Raw genomic sequence first — 17,149 nt, 5'->3', positions numbered from 1 at the left:
GTTACTAATGAAATAGTTCTTGTTTTAAAAATTATAGCTTATGTTTAAGTTGAAACTGCGTCCCGGCTTAAACCGGCGGGTTATCTGCTGTACTTCGCCATGCCCTGTGTCTTCAAATTGTTTGAACGACACCTTTTCGGCCAGCACATCGCGGATAGCGGCTTTCACTTCCAGCTTGCCGAATTTCTTAGAGGCGCTCAAGTCAATGGCATTGCGCGGCATTTCGTATGAGTCGGGCACGCGTACTTCGTTTCCCGCACTGCCCAAACTGCGTCCTACACCGATGATGCGCTTGCCGATACGGTTGTAGAGCAAGGCAACATTCCATCCCGTCTTAGGATGTTGATAGAAGAGCCCCGCATTAATCAGATAGGGAGATTGTCCCTGCATCGGCCGGTCTTCTTCTTTAGACCCGGCTTCAAAATTCACTTTACTCTTTATCAGTGCCCCATTCAGACTGATGCTGAAGTTTCTCATACCGATAAAATCCAGATTCTTGCGTATATCCACCTCCACACCATAATTATCGGCTCCTTTGGCATTGATATAAGAATAAATCAAGTCCGTTCCTCCGGCCACGGTATATGTCCATTCTATGGGATTCTTGAATTTCTTATAGAATAATGATACTGAAACCAGTTCACCGTTACTGGGATAGTACTCATACCCCAAATCAATATTATCAATATAAGCTGCTTTCAGGTCGTAATTACCTTGCACGTTACTGGCCAAGTCAAAGTCATAATAAACCGAAGAAGAGACTTCGCGGAACTCGGGACGGTTCACTGTGCGTCCATACGACAGCCTGAACTGGTGCTGCTCGTTGAGGCGATAGGCAGCATTGAGCGATGGAAAGAAATCATTATAGGTGTAATAGACACTGGTCGGGCTCTTTTCGTTCTTTTGTGTATGGCTGACCAATTCCATCCGGCTGTGCTCAAAGCGGACGCCTGCATACACGTTCCACTTGCCGAGAGGAAGATTCGCGCCCACATAGCCTGCCCCCAGCATATTGTTTCCTTCATAGTTATTACGCCAGTCCACCTGTTCCAGCAGATACAATTTATCTTCACCATAATTCTTTTCCTGCATCAGTTCATCAGGCACATTCATCACACGGTAGCTACTAGGTAAACCGTTTTTCCAACTGTAAATGAAGAGGCGTGTATTGTATTCACGCGTACGGTATTCCGTATATCCTCCCAGTTTGAGCGTGGGAGTAAAATCTCCGAATGCGAAATCATGCTGATAGTTGAGGTTGGCTGACAGGATGTGTTCATCCAGACGCGAGAACTCACGGTTGATTTCATTCAGGTTCTCTACTTCCAACTGATTGGTATCCGTATTCAGCACCGTGTTGTACCGGCGGCGGTCGGGCATATTCCGGTTGGCATAAGAATATCCGGCACTCCAATCCAGCTTATCCATATCGCCCCATGTATGTTTTCCGGTAAACTGTCCGTTGTAGGTGGTGCGGCTTTGGTAATAATACTCTGCACTCTCTTCATAATCGCTCTGCGCATCCGTTCCCTTGCGATACGTATAGCGGTCTTTTCCCAATTGGTTGAAGATGTTCTTGAATTCATAACGGCTGTTTCCGCTTGCCGGTACATAAGTGAGGTTCAACATGACTCCCACACGTGCATTGTGATTATACTGGTCGTCCACCCCCTTGCGCAAATAGTTGGAACGGTCGTGAGTGATGTCGTAGGCACCATACAAATTATTATCCATATTCAGATATGTTTTGTAGGTATTGCTGTAGTTCACAGCGCCCAGCATGGCCAACGTGCGACCGCTTTCGCTCACCCAGCGATGGGCGACATTCATGCTCAGGCTGAGGTCGGCTACAGGCTTGCGGTTCTTTATGGTCCAATCGTTGTTCAGTCCGTTGTTCAGCAAGTCATAACCGTTATTCATCGGATTCAGTACCGCGTTGATGCCGCCATTCAAACTGCGCAATCCGTTGTCGAATCCCAGAAAGTCCGTACCGCTTCCTTTATTATATTGAAAGTCTTTAAAATGAGTTCGGTCATTGATACTTCCCCCTACCGAGATGTTCAGCAGGTTACTGTTCGGAACATCCTTGGTATTCACCAGAATAAATCCGCCACTGAAATCGGCTGGATATTCGGGAGCCGGAGATTTCACGACCAACATATTGTCCAGTTGTGAGGAAGGAATGATATCGAAGGAAAAGGCGCGTGCGTCGGCTTCCGAACTGGGCACGGCACTATTGTTTATCCACACATTATTGTACCGTTGCGAAAGGCCGCGTACCATTACGAATTTCTCTTCAATAATGCTGATACCCGGCACCCGACGAATTACTTCGGAGGCATCCTTGTCTTGTGTCTTGGTAATTTGTTGTGCGGAGACCCCGGTCTGCATCACCAGGCTGGTGCGTTGCCGGGTAATCAGGGCATTTTCTGTATTCCTCTTGGCTTCTGCCACTACCACTACTTCTTTCAGTTGTTGGTTATCCGGTTCCAATGTTATATTTATTTCTGACATGCCATTGACAGCTACCTCCAAAGTCAATGTTTTATAAGAAACATACGATATAACCAGTTTGTAAGTCCCGTTTCTCAATCCGGCCAGCTCGAAATTGCCGTCCAAATCAGTAATTGCCCCTGTGGTAGTACCACTGATTTGTATGACAGCACCGATGAGCGGTTCATTTGTTATTTTGTCGGTCACGCTTCCTCGCAGTGCTGCCGCCTGAATGGATATGGCCAAAAACAGGAAAATGATTATGAGTCCAAACTCTCTCTTCTTTGTATTCATCATTCTTTAGCTTGTTTTTTTATTCAGCGCAAAGGTCGGTTATAGGTGTTACATAGATGATACAGCCATGTGATACTTTCTTTTCGAATGTATTTTAATGCTGTTTCATTGTCAATTGGAAGAAAGGGATTAACTTTGCACGAAAATTATAATTCAAGATTCTACTATGAGAAGTTTTGCATCCGACAATAATTCCAGTGTACATCCTCAAATAATGGAAGCACTGATGACGGCAAACACAGACCATGCCTTCGGCTATGGTGACGACCCTTGGACAGAAGAAGCAACCCGAAAAGTAAAAGAACAGTTTGCACGTCCCTGTGAGCCCCTGTTTGTCTTTAACGGAACAGGCAGCAATACGATGGCATTGCAATTAATGACACGCCCTTATCACATTATATTTTGTGCCGACACCGCACATATAGCAGTAGACGAATGTGGAGCACCAAGCAAGGCTACCGGATGTTTCATGCGCACAATCCCTACTCCTGACGGAAAGCTGACACCGGAACTCCTGAAACCTTATATGATAAACTTTGGTGTGGAGCATCACTCTCAACCGGGAGCGGTCTATATCAGCCAATGCACAGAACTCGGCACTGTTTATACTCCAGCCGAAGTACGCGCTTTGACAACGTTTGCACACGAACACGGTTTGTTGCTGCACATGGACGGTGCGCGCATCTCCAATGCTGCGGCAGCATTGGGAGTCAGCTTGGATGAAGTTTCGGGAGCATGCGGAGTAGATACCTTGACTTTGGGTGGAACAAAGAACGGCTTGATGGGAGCTGAATGTGTAGTGGTTTTCAATCCGGATTTGATGAAAGAAGCTCGCTACGCCCGCAAGCAGGCTTGCCAACTGGCAAGTAAGATGCGCTATATATCTTGCCAATTTACTGCTTTCCTGACTGATAACCTGTGGTTGCGATGTGCCCGGCACGCCAATGAAATGGCTGCAAAACTTGCTGAGGCTTTGCAAGCCATGCCGGATGTGACGTTTACCCAACCGGTAGAAAGCAATCAGTTATTCTTCATTATGCCTCGCGAAAAAGAGGATAAACTGCAGGAGTTTTATCATTTCTATTTTTGGAATGATGCTAAGAACGAAATGCGCCTTGTCACTTCTTGGGACACGACAGACGAAGATATTGATTTACTTATTGAACGTATTAAGTTACTGTAGGGACAGAATGTCTGCCCCTGCAGTATAGGATGATATGTGCGGCTTGTTACCGTTTATTTTCAATATCATGTTTCCGTTTTAGGGCTTCCATGAAATAATAATCGGCATAATTCAGCGGAACATCAATCTCTTGATTGTGAGGGATACTTCCTACCGAGTGCATTAACAGGAAATTGCCGTTTTTGCCCGGCTCAGCCCGATAAGCGGGAGATGCCAGCGACTTCATAATGCCGTCGGCATATTCTTTATATTCTTCCGCATTTTTTACATCCATAGTGCTGATTTCATAAAGTGCAGAAGCGATACAGGCAGCACTGGAGGCATCGCGCGGCTCATTGGGAATATTGGGGGCATCCATGTCCCAATATGGAATGAAGTCTTCAGGCATACGTGGATGGTTTTTCATCATATTAAAGGTCTTCAGGGCCTGCTCCATATATTTGCGGTCGCCTGTTTCGCGATAGCAAACCGTATAACCATAGATGGCCCAAGCTTGTCCGCGGCTCCAGGTAGATTCGTCGGCATATCCTTGCGCCGTTTGCCGATGGCGTACGCTATTGTCATTTAGGCTGTAGTCTATCACATGATAACAACTTCCGTCGGCGCGGAAATGCTCTTGCATGGTGCGGTCGGCATGGCTGACTGCAATATGGTAGAAAGTTGAATCGCCTGATAGCTTTGTCGCTTCAAACAATAATTCCAGATTCATCATATTATCAATAATTACCGGACACTCCCAGCCTCGTTCAGCCTGCCATCCTCTTGTTGCGTCCCATGACTGGATAACGCCCGGTACAGGGCGGAAGCGGGTAGACAATGAACGAGCGGTTTGAATCATCACTTCTTTATATCCGGGGATGTGAGCCAGTCGGAGGCCGTTGCCGAAACTGCAATTAACCATAAAGCCTACGTCATGGTGCCAGGTTAGATTTTTGGTGTCTTCTATGGCATTGGTGTATTTGGTAGCCAAAGGTAGCAAGGTGGAGTCTCCGCTTAGTTCATACAGATACCAGATGGAACCGGGAAAGAATCCACTTCGCCAGTCAGTGTAATCACAATAAAATACGGTGCTGTCTGGTTTTAAAGTTACAGGATTAAGGCACTTTCCGCTGGCTTCAATCACACCGATTTCTTTGCCCAGTTGCTCACGTGCAAAAGTGATGTTGTCTTCTATGAATCCGTTTGTGGTGGATTCTTGTTTTGGGGCACCTGTGCAGGCTGCCAGCAGTGCCGAACAAGTAAAGGCTATTAAATATTTCTTCATGACAGAATTAGTTTTTAAGTTTTGTTATATTATAAACGTAAGTTCCCGAATACTGCATTTTCTGCGCTTGCAAAGAAACACGATAGATTTCCGGGCCCCATACGTTGGACAGTCTGGTGTCTTTCAACTGTATTGTTTCGATTGTTGCGTCAAACATATTTTTATCATAGTCCAAACATACCTTTTCGTCATTCACTTTAATGATGACGGTTCCGGGTTGTGAGATATCTACTTTTCCCCAAGTAAGGAAATTGATTTGATTGGGAGCTGTTGTTTCTTTCAGTGTGAACTTGTCTTCTATCTTCAGTTTATTTTTCTCCAGATAATAAGCGCGTATCCATTTCTCCACACCGGCTTCGGCAGGATATGCTGTAGCAATATTGGCAGAGAAGGTTTGTTGTCCGGAATTCGCTTTTACATCTGTGGCTTTATACTCACTTCCAAACTTTTGGGGAACACCATTTATCACAGGCAAGTTGTGATAGTTGCTTTGCATAGTCCAGATGGAATAACGCTCGCTGCTGAATGTCTGGCGTGTATATGTTCCTACTCCGGCATCAATCAAGATGGGAGTCGTGTTCAGATAAAGCGAGAATGTACCTGCATCATTATGATTATGGCTTTCATTGTTATATCCTCCTTTAGCGGCAACAAAAAAACCGTTCTTGTTGCTCAAATAGCAGAACTCTGTTTCTGGATACCAAGTATAGGCAGGAACCTTATAAGTTGCCTTTTCTTCTTTCAACTGAGGCATGAAACGTAGCGTTTCCAGCCCGCGGAACATATCAAGCCAGTTGGTGGCAGGTTTTACCGGTTTCTCCTGATTCTTTTCGGCAGCATACCCTTTCATCATGTTGCTGTTTACTGCCACACCATAGCGGTAAATCAAAGCTACGTCACCGCCGCCACGCGCAGAGGCATCGGCAAAGTTTACTACCCAACCATTGCCTATATAGGAGCGCACGATATATTCACCCATATAACGAATTTGCGGCTGATTGAAAATGGAGATTTTACCTCCGGTGCCTAGTGATAATATTTGCAGATAGTCATATAACTTTCCGGCGGCATGGCCCCAGTATGAGGGTCCTTCCTCGCAGGCACCGTCAGCTTTTACATAATTCAGGAATTTGTCAGTTGATATCATGGTGCGCAATACTGCTTTAGCCAGTTTATCACGGTCATTCTCCAATAATAAGAAACAATTCAGGGCATTGAAGTTACACCATGGATTCCAGTTATTGACGAGCGTTCCCGGTTTATAGTCGAAAGCCATCCACCAGAAATCACTTCGTTGCATATAGGGATCGAGTTCACGCTTTTGCAATTCGTGGCGCAGACGGAGAGAAATAGCCGGGTCTGTCTTATCGAATTCTTTATGTAGAAAATGGTAAGTCCAGGATAACATCTGTGACATATTGCCCGATACAAGATCCATAATGTCTTCGCGAAAGTCAGGGAAAGCACGGTGCGTGTGCTGTGCTGAGGCTAGATGTGCCGAAAGTGACCATGAAGTCATTTCGCAGGCTTGCAGCACACCGTTAATAATCTCATCGATAAAACGTCCTTTCCCTTCTGCCATTTCTGCTAGTACCAGCGCACCTATGGCTGTGTTGTTGGCACCTAGCGGGTCTTCCATGATACGGCGGTTTCCCGAACGTTCGTATTCCATATAATCGGTGGCTCTCACCACCTTCCAATCAAAATTCAAGTATTTTTCCCCTTGTCTGATGATGCCTTCTTTGTATTCTCCCAAAAATTGATTCCAGCCGTTGCGGTCGGTATAATCAGGATAAGGCACCCACTTTTGTTCCATCACCAATGCCTCTTTTATTTTGGCGAGGTCTGCTGCATGCTGTAGCAAATCGCGTTTCTCATACGCGTTCAGTTGCACTGCGGCCAGTAATATAAAATATAAAATTGTAATTTTTTTCATATCTCCCGAAATAAGAAGTCACTTCGGGGAACAGGCCGAAGAGGGCCGTCGCCCGAAGTGACTATTTATAATAATCAGTGTATTATTTACCTATTGTGAAACTTATGCAGCTATTACCAGCTTGGGTTCTGTTCCAACTTGCCGTTCTTTTCTATTTCACTCGCCGGAATAGGCCATAAGTAATCACGTGTACTGACAGCGCGGGTGTAACGTACCTTGCCGGTAATATCTTTTTCCTTGCGTCCGTTCAGAGATTCCAACAATCCCCAGCGGCGCATATCGCTGAAACTGTGTCCTTCGGCAGCCAATTCTACGGCACGTTCGTGCTTGATGCGTTGGAATACTTCTTCTTTCGTAGTAGCCTTCAACCATTCGGGGCCGCTGTTAATGCCCGGCATATTTACACTTGGGCGTGCACGCACTTCGTTAATAAGTTTCACGGCACCTGTTTGATCATTCATCTCATTGTAGCATTCCGCCAACATCAGCAGTACATCTGCATAACGGATTAGCGGGAAGTTGATGGGAGTATCTGCACGGTTGTTAATACCTCCGTCCATGTTGTACTCGGCCACAAATTTGCGCCACAAATAGGTCTCATAGTTACCGTTGACACGGATATATCCATGACCGTCATTCACACCACCTGCTGCAACTACATATTCACTGTCCATCGGCTTGTTGGCATACCATCCTTTATACATTGTATAAGGAAGAATGATGGAGTAATCCATACGTGGGTCACGCTCTGCATACATGGCAATCAGTTGGTCTTTAGTCTCAGGATAACTTTCGACTTTAGTCTTGGCCGAATTCATCTTGGCACGGAATGTTTTGGCTTTTACTGCATCATTGGCGTTATAGCCCGGTATTACTTCATCCCAGTCAAACGGGCGTCCGTCCTTCCATTCATAAGAATCAACGAAATCAGTTGCTGCCATTACATTGTTCCAACAGCTGCCGAAAGAGGCGCGGCTTCCCATATAGAATGTCATAGGCATCCCCAAATCTGTACCTACGCCACCCATGTTTTGAATAGCAAAAATCATTTCTGAGCTTTCATCGCCTCCCGGCTTGAATAAGTTGGCGTAGTTGCCATACAGGGCATATTGCTTGCTGTTGATTACATTCTCAAAACATTTGGCGGCATCGCTGTATTGTTTGTTGAAAAGCAAAACTTTGCCTTTCATAGCCATGGCAGCCCCCGAAGTAGCACGGCCTTTATTGGTATCATCCCATTTCAAAGGCAATGAAGTAATGGCAGCGTCCATGTCGGCAATGACGAATTCGCGTACTTTATCAGCAGATTCTCTTGGTTGATTCATATTGTTGAAGTTATCTGCCACAATGAATGATTCGTCATAGACCGGAACTCCTCCAAAAAAATCCATTAGAGTAAAGTAGAACAATCCGCGCATAAAGCGTGCTTCACCTTTGTATTGTGCTTTCAGTTCTTCACTCATTTCACAATTATCCACATTTTGGAGAACGATATTGGCACGTGCTATGCCCTCATACAGATATTTCCATTTGTTGGCTACCTTGCCTTCTTTCACATCATAGATTCCTCTTTGGAATACTTGGAATGAAGGTGGGTCGTATCCCATTGATATGCCTCCCATTCCGTCCATTGCGAACTGAAGTCCGAAGACATCGTCATATTGCATGGTGCTGTAGACAGCCATCATTGCCTGATCTGCGTGTGCTTGGGTTTTGAAGAAAGTACCGGAACTCATCTGGTCGGCCGGATACCTGTCCAAGTCATAACAACTGCTTAAAAAGATGAGTGCGGCAGTTGCAAGTGCTGAGAATAATTTATATTTTTTCATAAAGCTAATCTGTTTTAAAAGGTTACATTAAGACCAATGACGGCCTGTTTCATTGACGGATACTTCATGCCGTCTACCTCGGGGTCGAAGCCCTTATAGCTGGTGAAGGTGAAGAAGTTTTCCAAACTGCCGTATAAACGGACCCTTTCAATCTGGCATGCATTGGTCCATGCCTTCGGAAGTGTGTAACCCAACTGGATATTACGTATTTTCAAGAAATTCTTGTTCTGTAGGTAGAAATCACTTTGCTGTTGGTTTAACTTCGAGCTGTTGTATTCCACTAGGCGAGGATAGCTGGCATCGGTTCTTCCTTCATACCAACGTCCGTCGGCAACTTCCTTATTAATCTGATAGCCTTTGCGTACAGTTGGGGTATTGTAAGCCAATTCCTGCCAGTAGACTTTTGCTCCGAGTGAGCCTTGCATCAATATAGACAAGTCAAATCCTTTCCATGCAGCATTCAGGTTCAGACCGAACAGATATTTGGGGTTAGGTCCGTCGCTTACAATTTCTTTATCATAGTTATTGATGATGCCATCGGGTATGCCGTCTGGACCGCTTACGTCTCTATACAGTAAATCGCCTTTCTGCGGAGTACCGAATGCTGCGAATGGATTTACTTGCTTTCCGGTGGCAGGGTCTATCGGTGCATTGTCAATCATTTGCTGAACAATTTTCATGTCTTCGTCTGTTTGAAGCAGGCGGTCTACACGCAATAAGTATTGCGAATTGATGGCATGACCTTCCCAAATCAGGTTGGCACCACTGATAGACTTACCGCCTTCACCTTTTCCCTTGAACTTGTTAACCTTATTGGTTACATAAGTAAAGTTGGCATTTACACCGTAAGTAAAGTCTTTTATTTGATCTTGCCATCCGGCGGTAAATTCAAAACCTTGATTGGTAACGGTTGCACTGTTCACCTTAGGAATAGATGCGATACCGTGTACGTCGGGTGCGGGAAGGTTAATCAAGATGCCGGTCGTACGTTTGTTAAAGTAATCGATAGTACCTGTCAAACGGTTGCCGAAGAAACCGAAATCGAGACCTATGTCAGCAACTTTTGTTGTTTCCCAAGTCAATTCCGGATTGGCGATAACAGCCTGTGCGAGACCGGTTGCTAAGGCATTGTTTAAAACATAATTTAGTATGTTCTTGGAAGAGGTATTGTCTTTATTAGAATAAAGTGACAAAGCATCATAGTTGCCTACAGAGTTGTTTCCCAATGCTCCGTAAGAAACACGGAATTTTAAGCTGCTTAAACCTTTGTTGACTAATCCTTCCATAAAAGACTCTTGGTCTATGCGCCAGGCGGCAGAACCTGAAGGGAAGTATCCCCAACGTTTGCCAGGTAGAAAGCGTGAAGAAGCATCGGCACGAAGGTTAAACTCAACCAAGTACTTGTCTGCCCAGTTAAGGTTGATACGTCCGAAATAAGAATGCATGGCCCATTCGGTCTTGCTGCCCGAAGCACTTGCTTCTCCGGTTGCCCCGTTGATAACATCCAGACCTAAATCAATCAGGTCATACTTGGTCGCACTGAAGCTTTTTGAACGATAAAGCTCCTGGCTTGCACCTGCCATGAAATTCAAGGCCAGTTTGTCATTAAAGAATTTATTATCATAGCGCAAAACTACATCATTAAAGTAACGTTCCACTTTGCCGTCGTAGTTCATGATATTGGTTTTCCCTTTGTTTGAATAAGTCACAGTCTCTGTCTGGAAGTTCCATTGGTCGAGAAATACCGGTTTGCGTTCGCGATTTTCATCCAATAACTCGTATGAATACGATGCAGTCACTGAAAGACCTTCCATCGGGGTCAATGTTCCGACAAACCGTGCACGGATGTTGTTTTTGCGGATATTTCCACTGATTCTCTTGGCGCGCGCAATAGGATTGTTCACAGCACATTGAGCATCATCTTCCGGATTATTCATTGCACCAAGGCGTCCGTCCGGGGCTTCGAACACCATACCCGGAGTGGTGGCAGATGCATAAGTAAAGATATCATCTACAACAGTACCCGAAGAAGTGTATTTACCGGCAGGTCCCATGTCGGAGACATATCCATTTAGCTGCATGCCCAATTTCAACCATGATTTTACATCAGCGTCTAGGTTTAAACGTCCGCTATATTTGGTATATCCTGAATTGGGCATAACCCCCGGGCTATCGCTGTATCCAAATGAGCTGTAAAAACGGATTTTCTCGCTACCGCCACTCATTGATACCACATGGTTTGTTGCTGTTGAGGGCTTGAATGTTTCTTCAATCCAGTTTGTATTCGGATACTTCAGAGGATTGCGTCCGGCATCGTTACGCCATGCATCGATACTTTCTTGGCTGAATACAGCGTGGTCTTCGCCCAAACCGCTGTTCTTATAGCCTTCATTGATTAACTCCATGTAGTCGGCATAGTTCGAAACCGGTTCTAGAGTCTGGCGAATAGAAGCAAATGATACATATCCATTATATTCCAACTTGATAGAGCCGGTCTTACCTTGTTTGGTTGTGATAAGGATTACACCGTTTGCAGCACGTGACCCATAGATAGAAGCTGATGCGGCATCTTTTAATACGGTCATAGTTTCGATATCTTGTGGGTTTACAGTATTGATACCGGCTTCTACGCCATCAATGATAATAAGGGGTGAAGAAGAGTTCAAGGTACCTTGGCCACGTACTTTGATATCAGCGTTGTCATTACCCGGCTGGTTGCTGCTGGAGCTTACAGTCACACCGGCTGCCATACCTGCCAAGGCTTGCGATACATTGGTAATAGGGCGGCTTTCGGCCATTTCACTGACATTGATAGTAGATACGGAACCTGTCAGATTGACTTTTTTTTGCGTACCATACCCCACTACGACCACTTCATCCAATGTCTGAGTATCCTCTTTCATCATGATTTTGAAGTTTCGTTGACTACCTACCGGGATTTGCTGTTCTACATATCCGATATAAGTAATGACTAGTGTGGATTTAGGAGAAACATTAAGTGTGAATTTACCGTCCATATCGGTAATCGTACCATTGGTTGTTCCTTTTTCTACCACACTGGCTCCGATAACCGGACCGATTTGGTCTTCTATAATACCGGTAACCGTAACTGTAGATTGTTGCGGAGAAGCGACAATCAAGTCAGACTTGGGCAATGAAGGCCCGATGTCAGTCGGGCTGGCTGAAGCCATACCCATAGATGCAAGAAACAGAGTTGTTCCGGTGAGCATCTTTCTCGACAGATGGAAGCGATTAGATTTCTTTTCCATAAGAGTTAATAATATTAGTTTAAGATTAACAGTCTGTTTTTAACGTGTAAAACAGACTATCGTGTTTATTTGTCGAGGGCAAAAGTAGGAGATATGCAAATGTAACGAGAGAGCAATTTGTGCGTTTTAAGTGCCCAAATTGTCTCTCATTATTGTCTTAACATTTGCAGAAAGGGGTTGTGGAAGGGGTGAGCAAGTGCCTAAATTGTCTTGGACTTTTCTGCTTGCTTCCTGTATTCGGTTGGTACAAGGTTAAATTGTGCCTTAAAGCAACGAGTAAAATAGCGGGGTGAACTGAAACCTAATTTATAGGTTATTTCGGCTATCTGCATTTCGGGGTTGTTGCGCAACCATGTGGCAGCACGTTTCATCTTGTAGTTTAATACAAAATCATTCGGTGTCATTCCGACGAGTGCTTTAAACTTGGCATAAAAAGAACTGCGGCTCAGGGCCAACTCCCGTGCCAATACATCAATGTCGAATTCGGAATTATCCAAATTCTTCTCTATAATACCATTTACAGTATCTAAGAACTTCTGGTCGATGGGGTTCGTTGCAAGCAAATGGCTGTCACACTCTTCCTCTTTATGAAATTTCTTTTGCAACATGCGGCGGTTTCTTACCAGATTGTTGCAGCGTGCCAACAATACGCTTGCATTGAAAGGTTTGCCGATATAATCGTCTGCCCCCAGTTTTAGTCCGGTGATACTTTGTTCGGCAGAGCCCAAAGCTGTGAGCAGCACGACCGGTATATGGCAGATATTGAAATCATTTTTTATTCGGGTACACATTTCAGTACCGCTCATTTCGGGCATCATAATGTCGCTGACAACTATATCCGGTGTTTCCTCACGCACTTTATCCAGTCCCTCTTGGCCGTTGGTAGCAAGTATCACCCGATAAGTTGGCTCAAACAAAGCTTTTAAAATCTGTAGCAGTTCCTCGTTATCCTCTACCAGTAAGACGCTGTGGCGGCATTGTTCCTCGTCCTGTTCTGTTTCCGAAACGTCGTTGTCCGGGGTGGCTTCTTTCATATCTTCGGGAATTTCCTGTAAAGGTTCATAAGAGTAAATCAGTCCGTTTTCGGCTAATGTTTCCACACATTCTTCATCTGTGAAATGTGCGCGTCCTTTTTGTAAGCGGACAATGAATATGGTGCCATATCCGGGAGTACTTTCTACTTTTACGATGCCATGATGCAGTTCGGTTACATTTTTCACCAAAGCCAGGCCGATACCGGTGCTTGGTGTCCGGGCTATGTCGGCTATACCGTTTCCGGCTTGGTAGAAACGGTCGAAGATTTGATTTATATCTTCTTTCTTGATGCCAATTCCATTATCTATCACTTTTATGAGTACGGCATCTTCTTCTTCTGAAACGTTCAATTCTATATTTCCTTGTGATTTGGTATATTTAAAGGCATTCGAAAGCAGATTATATACCACTTTTTCCATTTGTTTGGGATCGAACCAGCAATGGATGGACGCTTGTTGTGGGTTGAAATGATAGTTGATGGGGCGTGTTGCGGCATAATCGGCAAAAGTAAGATATATCTCTTCCAAAAACGGGACAATGTCAAGTTCGGAGACTTTCAGTTTTACATGTCCCTGTTCTAATTTGCGGAAATCAAGCAATTCACTGATAAGGTTACGCAAATGATAAGTATTGCGATATACTTTTTTTAACTTATTATAAATGGGCGGAGTCAGGGAACTTCCTTGCATCACCAGTTCCAGTTGTGAGATAATCAATGTGAGCGGAGTACGGAACTCATGCGAAATATTAGCAAAGAACTGTAACCTAGCCTGATTCAACTCTTCTATACGTTCCTTTTCTTTCTTTTCCATTTCCAGCGAGGTTTTCAACCGGAATTGTGACTGTTTAAACCGGAATATACTATATATAATGCTAAAAGCCGTTATGATATAAAGCAAATAGAAGAGGGGAGTCGCATAGAAAGGCGGATGAATAACGAATGCCATTTCGATACTTCTCGGTTGATGGGTGATATTTTGTTTCTTTTCGCGAACAATCAATGTGTATTTGCCCGGACTCAGATTGGTATAGTGGATTTTTCCATAGGGTGACTGAATCCATTGTTCATCAAATCCCTTTAATTGATATTCATACACCGGACGTTGCAGGGGAGTGATATAATTATTGGTTGCAAACCGAACGGCTATATCATTTTGATTGTGACGGAGTTCCAAATGTTGTGTATAAGGCAAGGCACGTTGCAGCACTTGGGTTTTATCGTTAGGACGCACTATTTCATTATTAATATAAAGTTCAGAGAAATAAAGTTGATATTCTTTTCCCTGATTCATTAATTGTTGCTCGAAGAAAGTGGTTACCCCATTGGTTCCTCCCACAAATATTTCTCCATTGCGGCATACCAGTACTCCACAGCCCGCATTGATACCGTTTAGCGGAAGTGCTTGCCCCAGTTCCACGACCTTAAATTCTTGTTTGTCGGGGTCAAAGAAAGTCAGTCCTTTATCACTGCTGATAAGAAGTTGACCTTGCGTGAACTGGACTATGTCATAACAATAATCTCCTGCTATATCACTGTTCTGTGTATTATAGCCGATAAAGCAGTCATTTTCTTCATCGAAATAATAGAGACCTGAACCGTTAGTTCCTAGAAAGATACGCCCTTTCTTGTCTTCCAGCAACCGGATGACAGGGAAGTGTCCTAATCCTTTTTCGTCATATTTATAGTAACAATGTTCTTTATCATCTTTGGAGTTCAGGCGATAAATCCCCCTGCCTGCCGCTACCCATATATATCCTTTGCTGTCGGTGAGAAAACACGTCGTGCCATATTGTTTTTTTGAGGAGAAATAAGCAGTGGCTTCGTAAGTTTTCACATTCATTTTCCATAAGCCTCGTTGGGTAGTAAACACCAAGGTGTCGCCCCACAATTCCATACCGGCTATGCGGTCTCCTATTTCTTCGGCATATCGGTCGTTTTGCAGAAACGGATTATGGAATTTTTTTGTCCGCATGTCATAAATGCTCAGACCGCCGGTATGTGTACCTATATATAATTTATCGTGTTCGGCATCATACAAGAGATTTTTTACATTGTTATGGGCTACTGAGTTACCGTTTTCATTCATCAGGTAATGAGTGAACTTTTTGGTTTGGCGGTCGAAAAAGTTCAGACCTCCTCCTTCGGTGGCTATCCACACGTTTCCTTCTTTATCTTCCACCATGTGTCCCACAAACGGATAGCTGAGGCAGTCGTCGCGGGTGATATCGGCAGAATAAAAGGTAAACAGGTCAGCTTCCGGATTGAAATAGTTTACGCCTCCATAATAGGTTCCCAGCCATATACTTCCTTGGCGGTCTTTATAAACGGGGAATACGGAAGAATGGCTGATACTTCCCGGCCTGTTATTGTGAGTATATACAGTGAATTCTTCGTTATGTGGATTATATTTGTTCAATCCTTGAAAGGTGCCTATCCATATATTGCCATAATTATCTTCTGCAAAGTTACGCACTTGGTTGCTTGCCAACTGATTGGTGCTCTTGGAAATGTAGCCGATTGGATTATATACGGAGCGATAGCTGACCGACGAGTGGAGGAAGTGTTTCATATTGCCGTCGGGAGTACGCATGAACATACCATTCATACGAGTGGAAATCCATATATTCCCTTTTGAGTCTTCAAAGATGTTGGGAATTTCATAGTGTGGAATAATACATTTCAGCGGTTTATTTTTCTCTTTTAGATATAATCCGGTATTGGTACCAATCCAGCATCGCTGTGAAGAGTCGATGCATATAGCAGAAGCAAATTGTTTGGGGGTGGACAATTTACAAAAGAATTCCATTTCTCCTGTTTGGGTATCCATTATATTAACCGAGTCGCCTACGCCTATCCACAAGTTACCTTTGTAAGAATAGAGAGCATGAATTCCACTTTGTCTCAAACAGGAAAATTGTTGGCTGAATATATCGTAACGAATCAATGTATTATCTGCATTGAAATAGACATTTCCTTCTCTGTCATCAGTAATATAATGTATTTTATTCCCGATGATAAAGTTACCGGAAGTTTTGTAGTCTGCAGGTTTGTATGCAATTGTATTCACTCCGTCATAAATGCTTAGTCCCTCTTCAGTGCCAAACCACATTCTTCCCAGTTTATCCTGATAAATGGCCATAACAGACAGTTGTGACAAACCTTCCTTCATTCCTATATGTCTGAAGTGGATTGCTTGAATTTGGATAAATGCCCATAAAAAGAGAAGTAATAGACCCGTTTTTTTCATAGCTTTTAGTTGTGTATTCACTGCGAAGATAATTTTTTTTAAGGAGAATCTTTAATCCTTTCTAAAAAAAGTGATAACAGTCTTGGCGTTTCCGTATTCTTTAATACATAAATCCGGTGTCTACGGTTATTTTCGCATTTCTATTCTCTTTTTCATAAATCTTGCATATCCTTCTTTTTTCTGTCTTTTGATTTATTGAAACAAATTTAGAGTCGTAGGAAATGTGAATAAAATCTAATGATAGTATCTCTTAATAGAAAAACGAAAAGGTAAATGGTTGGGAATGAGTGGATTTGTAGTGGTTGGAAACTTTAACTAAATGTGTATCTCTTAGTAAGAGATTTACCATTTCGCTGCAAAAATAAGCAAAGTTTTGAGAATTAGTGCACTTTTACGTGAAAAAAATGGGTATGAGCCCGAAAAAAGATTTTATTTTTTCATTCTTTAGCATTCTAAAAGTTAAAAATCAGCTGTTAATGTGTTGATAATCTGACACTTTACCTTGTTCGGTATATCTCTTACTAAGAGATACACCGATTTTCGTTTCGCGAATCTATATAAAAATGCCTGTAAATCTGCGTTTTGAAGGTCCGCAAAC

The 17,149-nt window shown here is 43.6% G+C and carries 7 protein-coding genes; 1 reads left to right on the top strand and 6 read right to left on the bottom strand.

All coding sequences use genetic code 11. The annotated features are described in order from the left end of the window. Positions 1-24: 24 nt before the first annotated feature. Positions 25-2,790: a TonB-dependent receptor gene (locus IR173_RS12080; protein ID WP_237039850.1), complete on the bottom strand. Its 2,766-nt coding sequence runs from the start codon at positions 2,788-2,790 to the stop codon at positions 25-27. Between the two features lie 163 nt (positions 2,791-2,953). Between IR173_RS12080 and IR173_RS12075 the strand changes: the two genes are divergently transcribed. Then, positions 2,954-3,970 carry a threonine aldolase family protein gene (locus IR173_RS12075; RefSeq protein ID WP_237039849.1) on the top strand — a complete coding sequence of 339 codons (1,017 nt, stop codon included), beginning with the start codon at positions 2,954-2,956 and terminating at the stop codon, positions 3,968-3,970. A 46-nt stretch (positions 3,971-4,016) separates the two neighbouring features. Here IR173_RS12075 and IR173_RS12070 read toward each other — a convergent pair whose 3' ends face one another. The 5 genes from IR173_RS12070 to IR173_RS12050 all read right to left on the bottom strand — a co-directional run bounded on the left by IR173_RS12070 (position 4,017) and on the right by IR173_RS12050 (position 16,551). After that, positions 4,017-5,234 carry a glycoside hydrolase family 88 protein gene (locus IR173_RS12070; RefSeq protein WP_237039848.1) on the bottom strand — a complete coding sequence of 406 codons (1,218 nt, stop codon included), beginning with the start codon at positions 5,232-5,234 and terminating at the stop codon, positions 4,017-4,019. 7 nt (positions 5,235-5,241) lie between these two features. Continuing rightward, positions 5,242-7,170 carry a heparinase II/III family protein gene (locus IR173_RS12065; RefSeq protein ID WP_237039847.1) on the bottom strand — a complete coding sequence of 643 codons (1,929 nt, stop codon included), beginning with the start codon at positions 7,168-7,170 and terminating at the stop codon, positions 5,242-5,244. Positions 7,171-7,283: 113 nt separating this feature from the next. Continuing rightward, positions 7,284-8,999: a RagB/SusD family nutrient uptake outer membrane protein gene (locus tag IR173_RS12060; protein ID WP_237039846.1), complete on the bottom strand. Its 1,716-nt coding sequence runs from the start codon at positions 8,997-8,999 to the stop codon at positions 7,284-7,286. Between the two features lie 14 nt (positions 9,000-9,013). After that, positions 9,014-12,268 (bottom strand): SusC/RagA family TonB-linked outer membrane protein, encoded by a 3,255-nt coding sequence (locus tag IR173_RS12055; protein ID WP_237039845.1) that lies wholly within the window; start codon positions 12,266-12,268, stop codon positions 9,014-9,016. Positions 12,269-12,468: 200 nt separating this feature from the next. Next, complete coding sequence (locus tag IR173_RS12050) at positions 12,469-16,551, bottom strand: hybrid sensor histidine kinase/response regulator transcription factor (RefSeq protein WP_237039844.1); 4,083 nt, start codon at positions 16,549-16,551, stop codon at positions 12,469-12,471. Between the last annotated feature and the right edge of the window lie 598 nt (positions 16,552-17,149).

It is taken from the genome of Phocaeicola faecalis (assembly GCF_021730445.1).
Taxonomy (GTDB): domain Bacteria; phylum Bacteroidota; class Bacteroidia; order Bacteroidales; family Bacteroidaceae; genus Phocaeicola; species Phocaeicola faecalis.
Note: the sequence above shows the minus strand (reverse complement) of the source record. Positions and strands in the feature narration are given on the sequence as shown.

Coding starts and splice junctions, on each gene's coding strand:
- IR173_RS12080 (WP_237039850.1), bottom strand. CDS start 2,790: ATGATGAATACAAAGAAGAGAGAGTTTGGACTCATAATCATTTTCCTG.
- IR173_RS12075 (WP_237039849.1), top strand. CDS start 2,954: ATGAGAAGTTTTGCATCCGACAATAATTCCAGTGTACATCCTCAAATA.
- IR173_RS12070 (WP_237039848.1), bottom strand. CDS start 5,234: ATGAAGAAATATTTAATAGCCTTTACTTGTTCGGCACTGCTGGCAGCC.
- IR173_RS12065 (WP_237039847.1), bottom strand. CDS start 7,170: ATGAAAAAAATTACAATTTTATATTTTATATTACTGGCCGCAGTGCAA.
- IR173_RS12060 (WP_237039846.1), bottom strand. CDS start 8,999: ATGAAAAAATATAAATTATTCTCAGCACTTGCAACTGCCGCACTCATC.
- IR173_RS12055 (WP_237039845.1), bottom strand. CDS start 12,268: ATGGAAAAGAAATCTAATCGCTTCCATCTGTCGAGAAAGATGCTCACC.
- IR173_RS12050 (WP_237039844.1), bottom strand. CDS start 16,551: ATGAAAAAAACGGGTCTATTACTTCTCTTTTTATGGGCATTTATCCAA.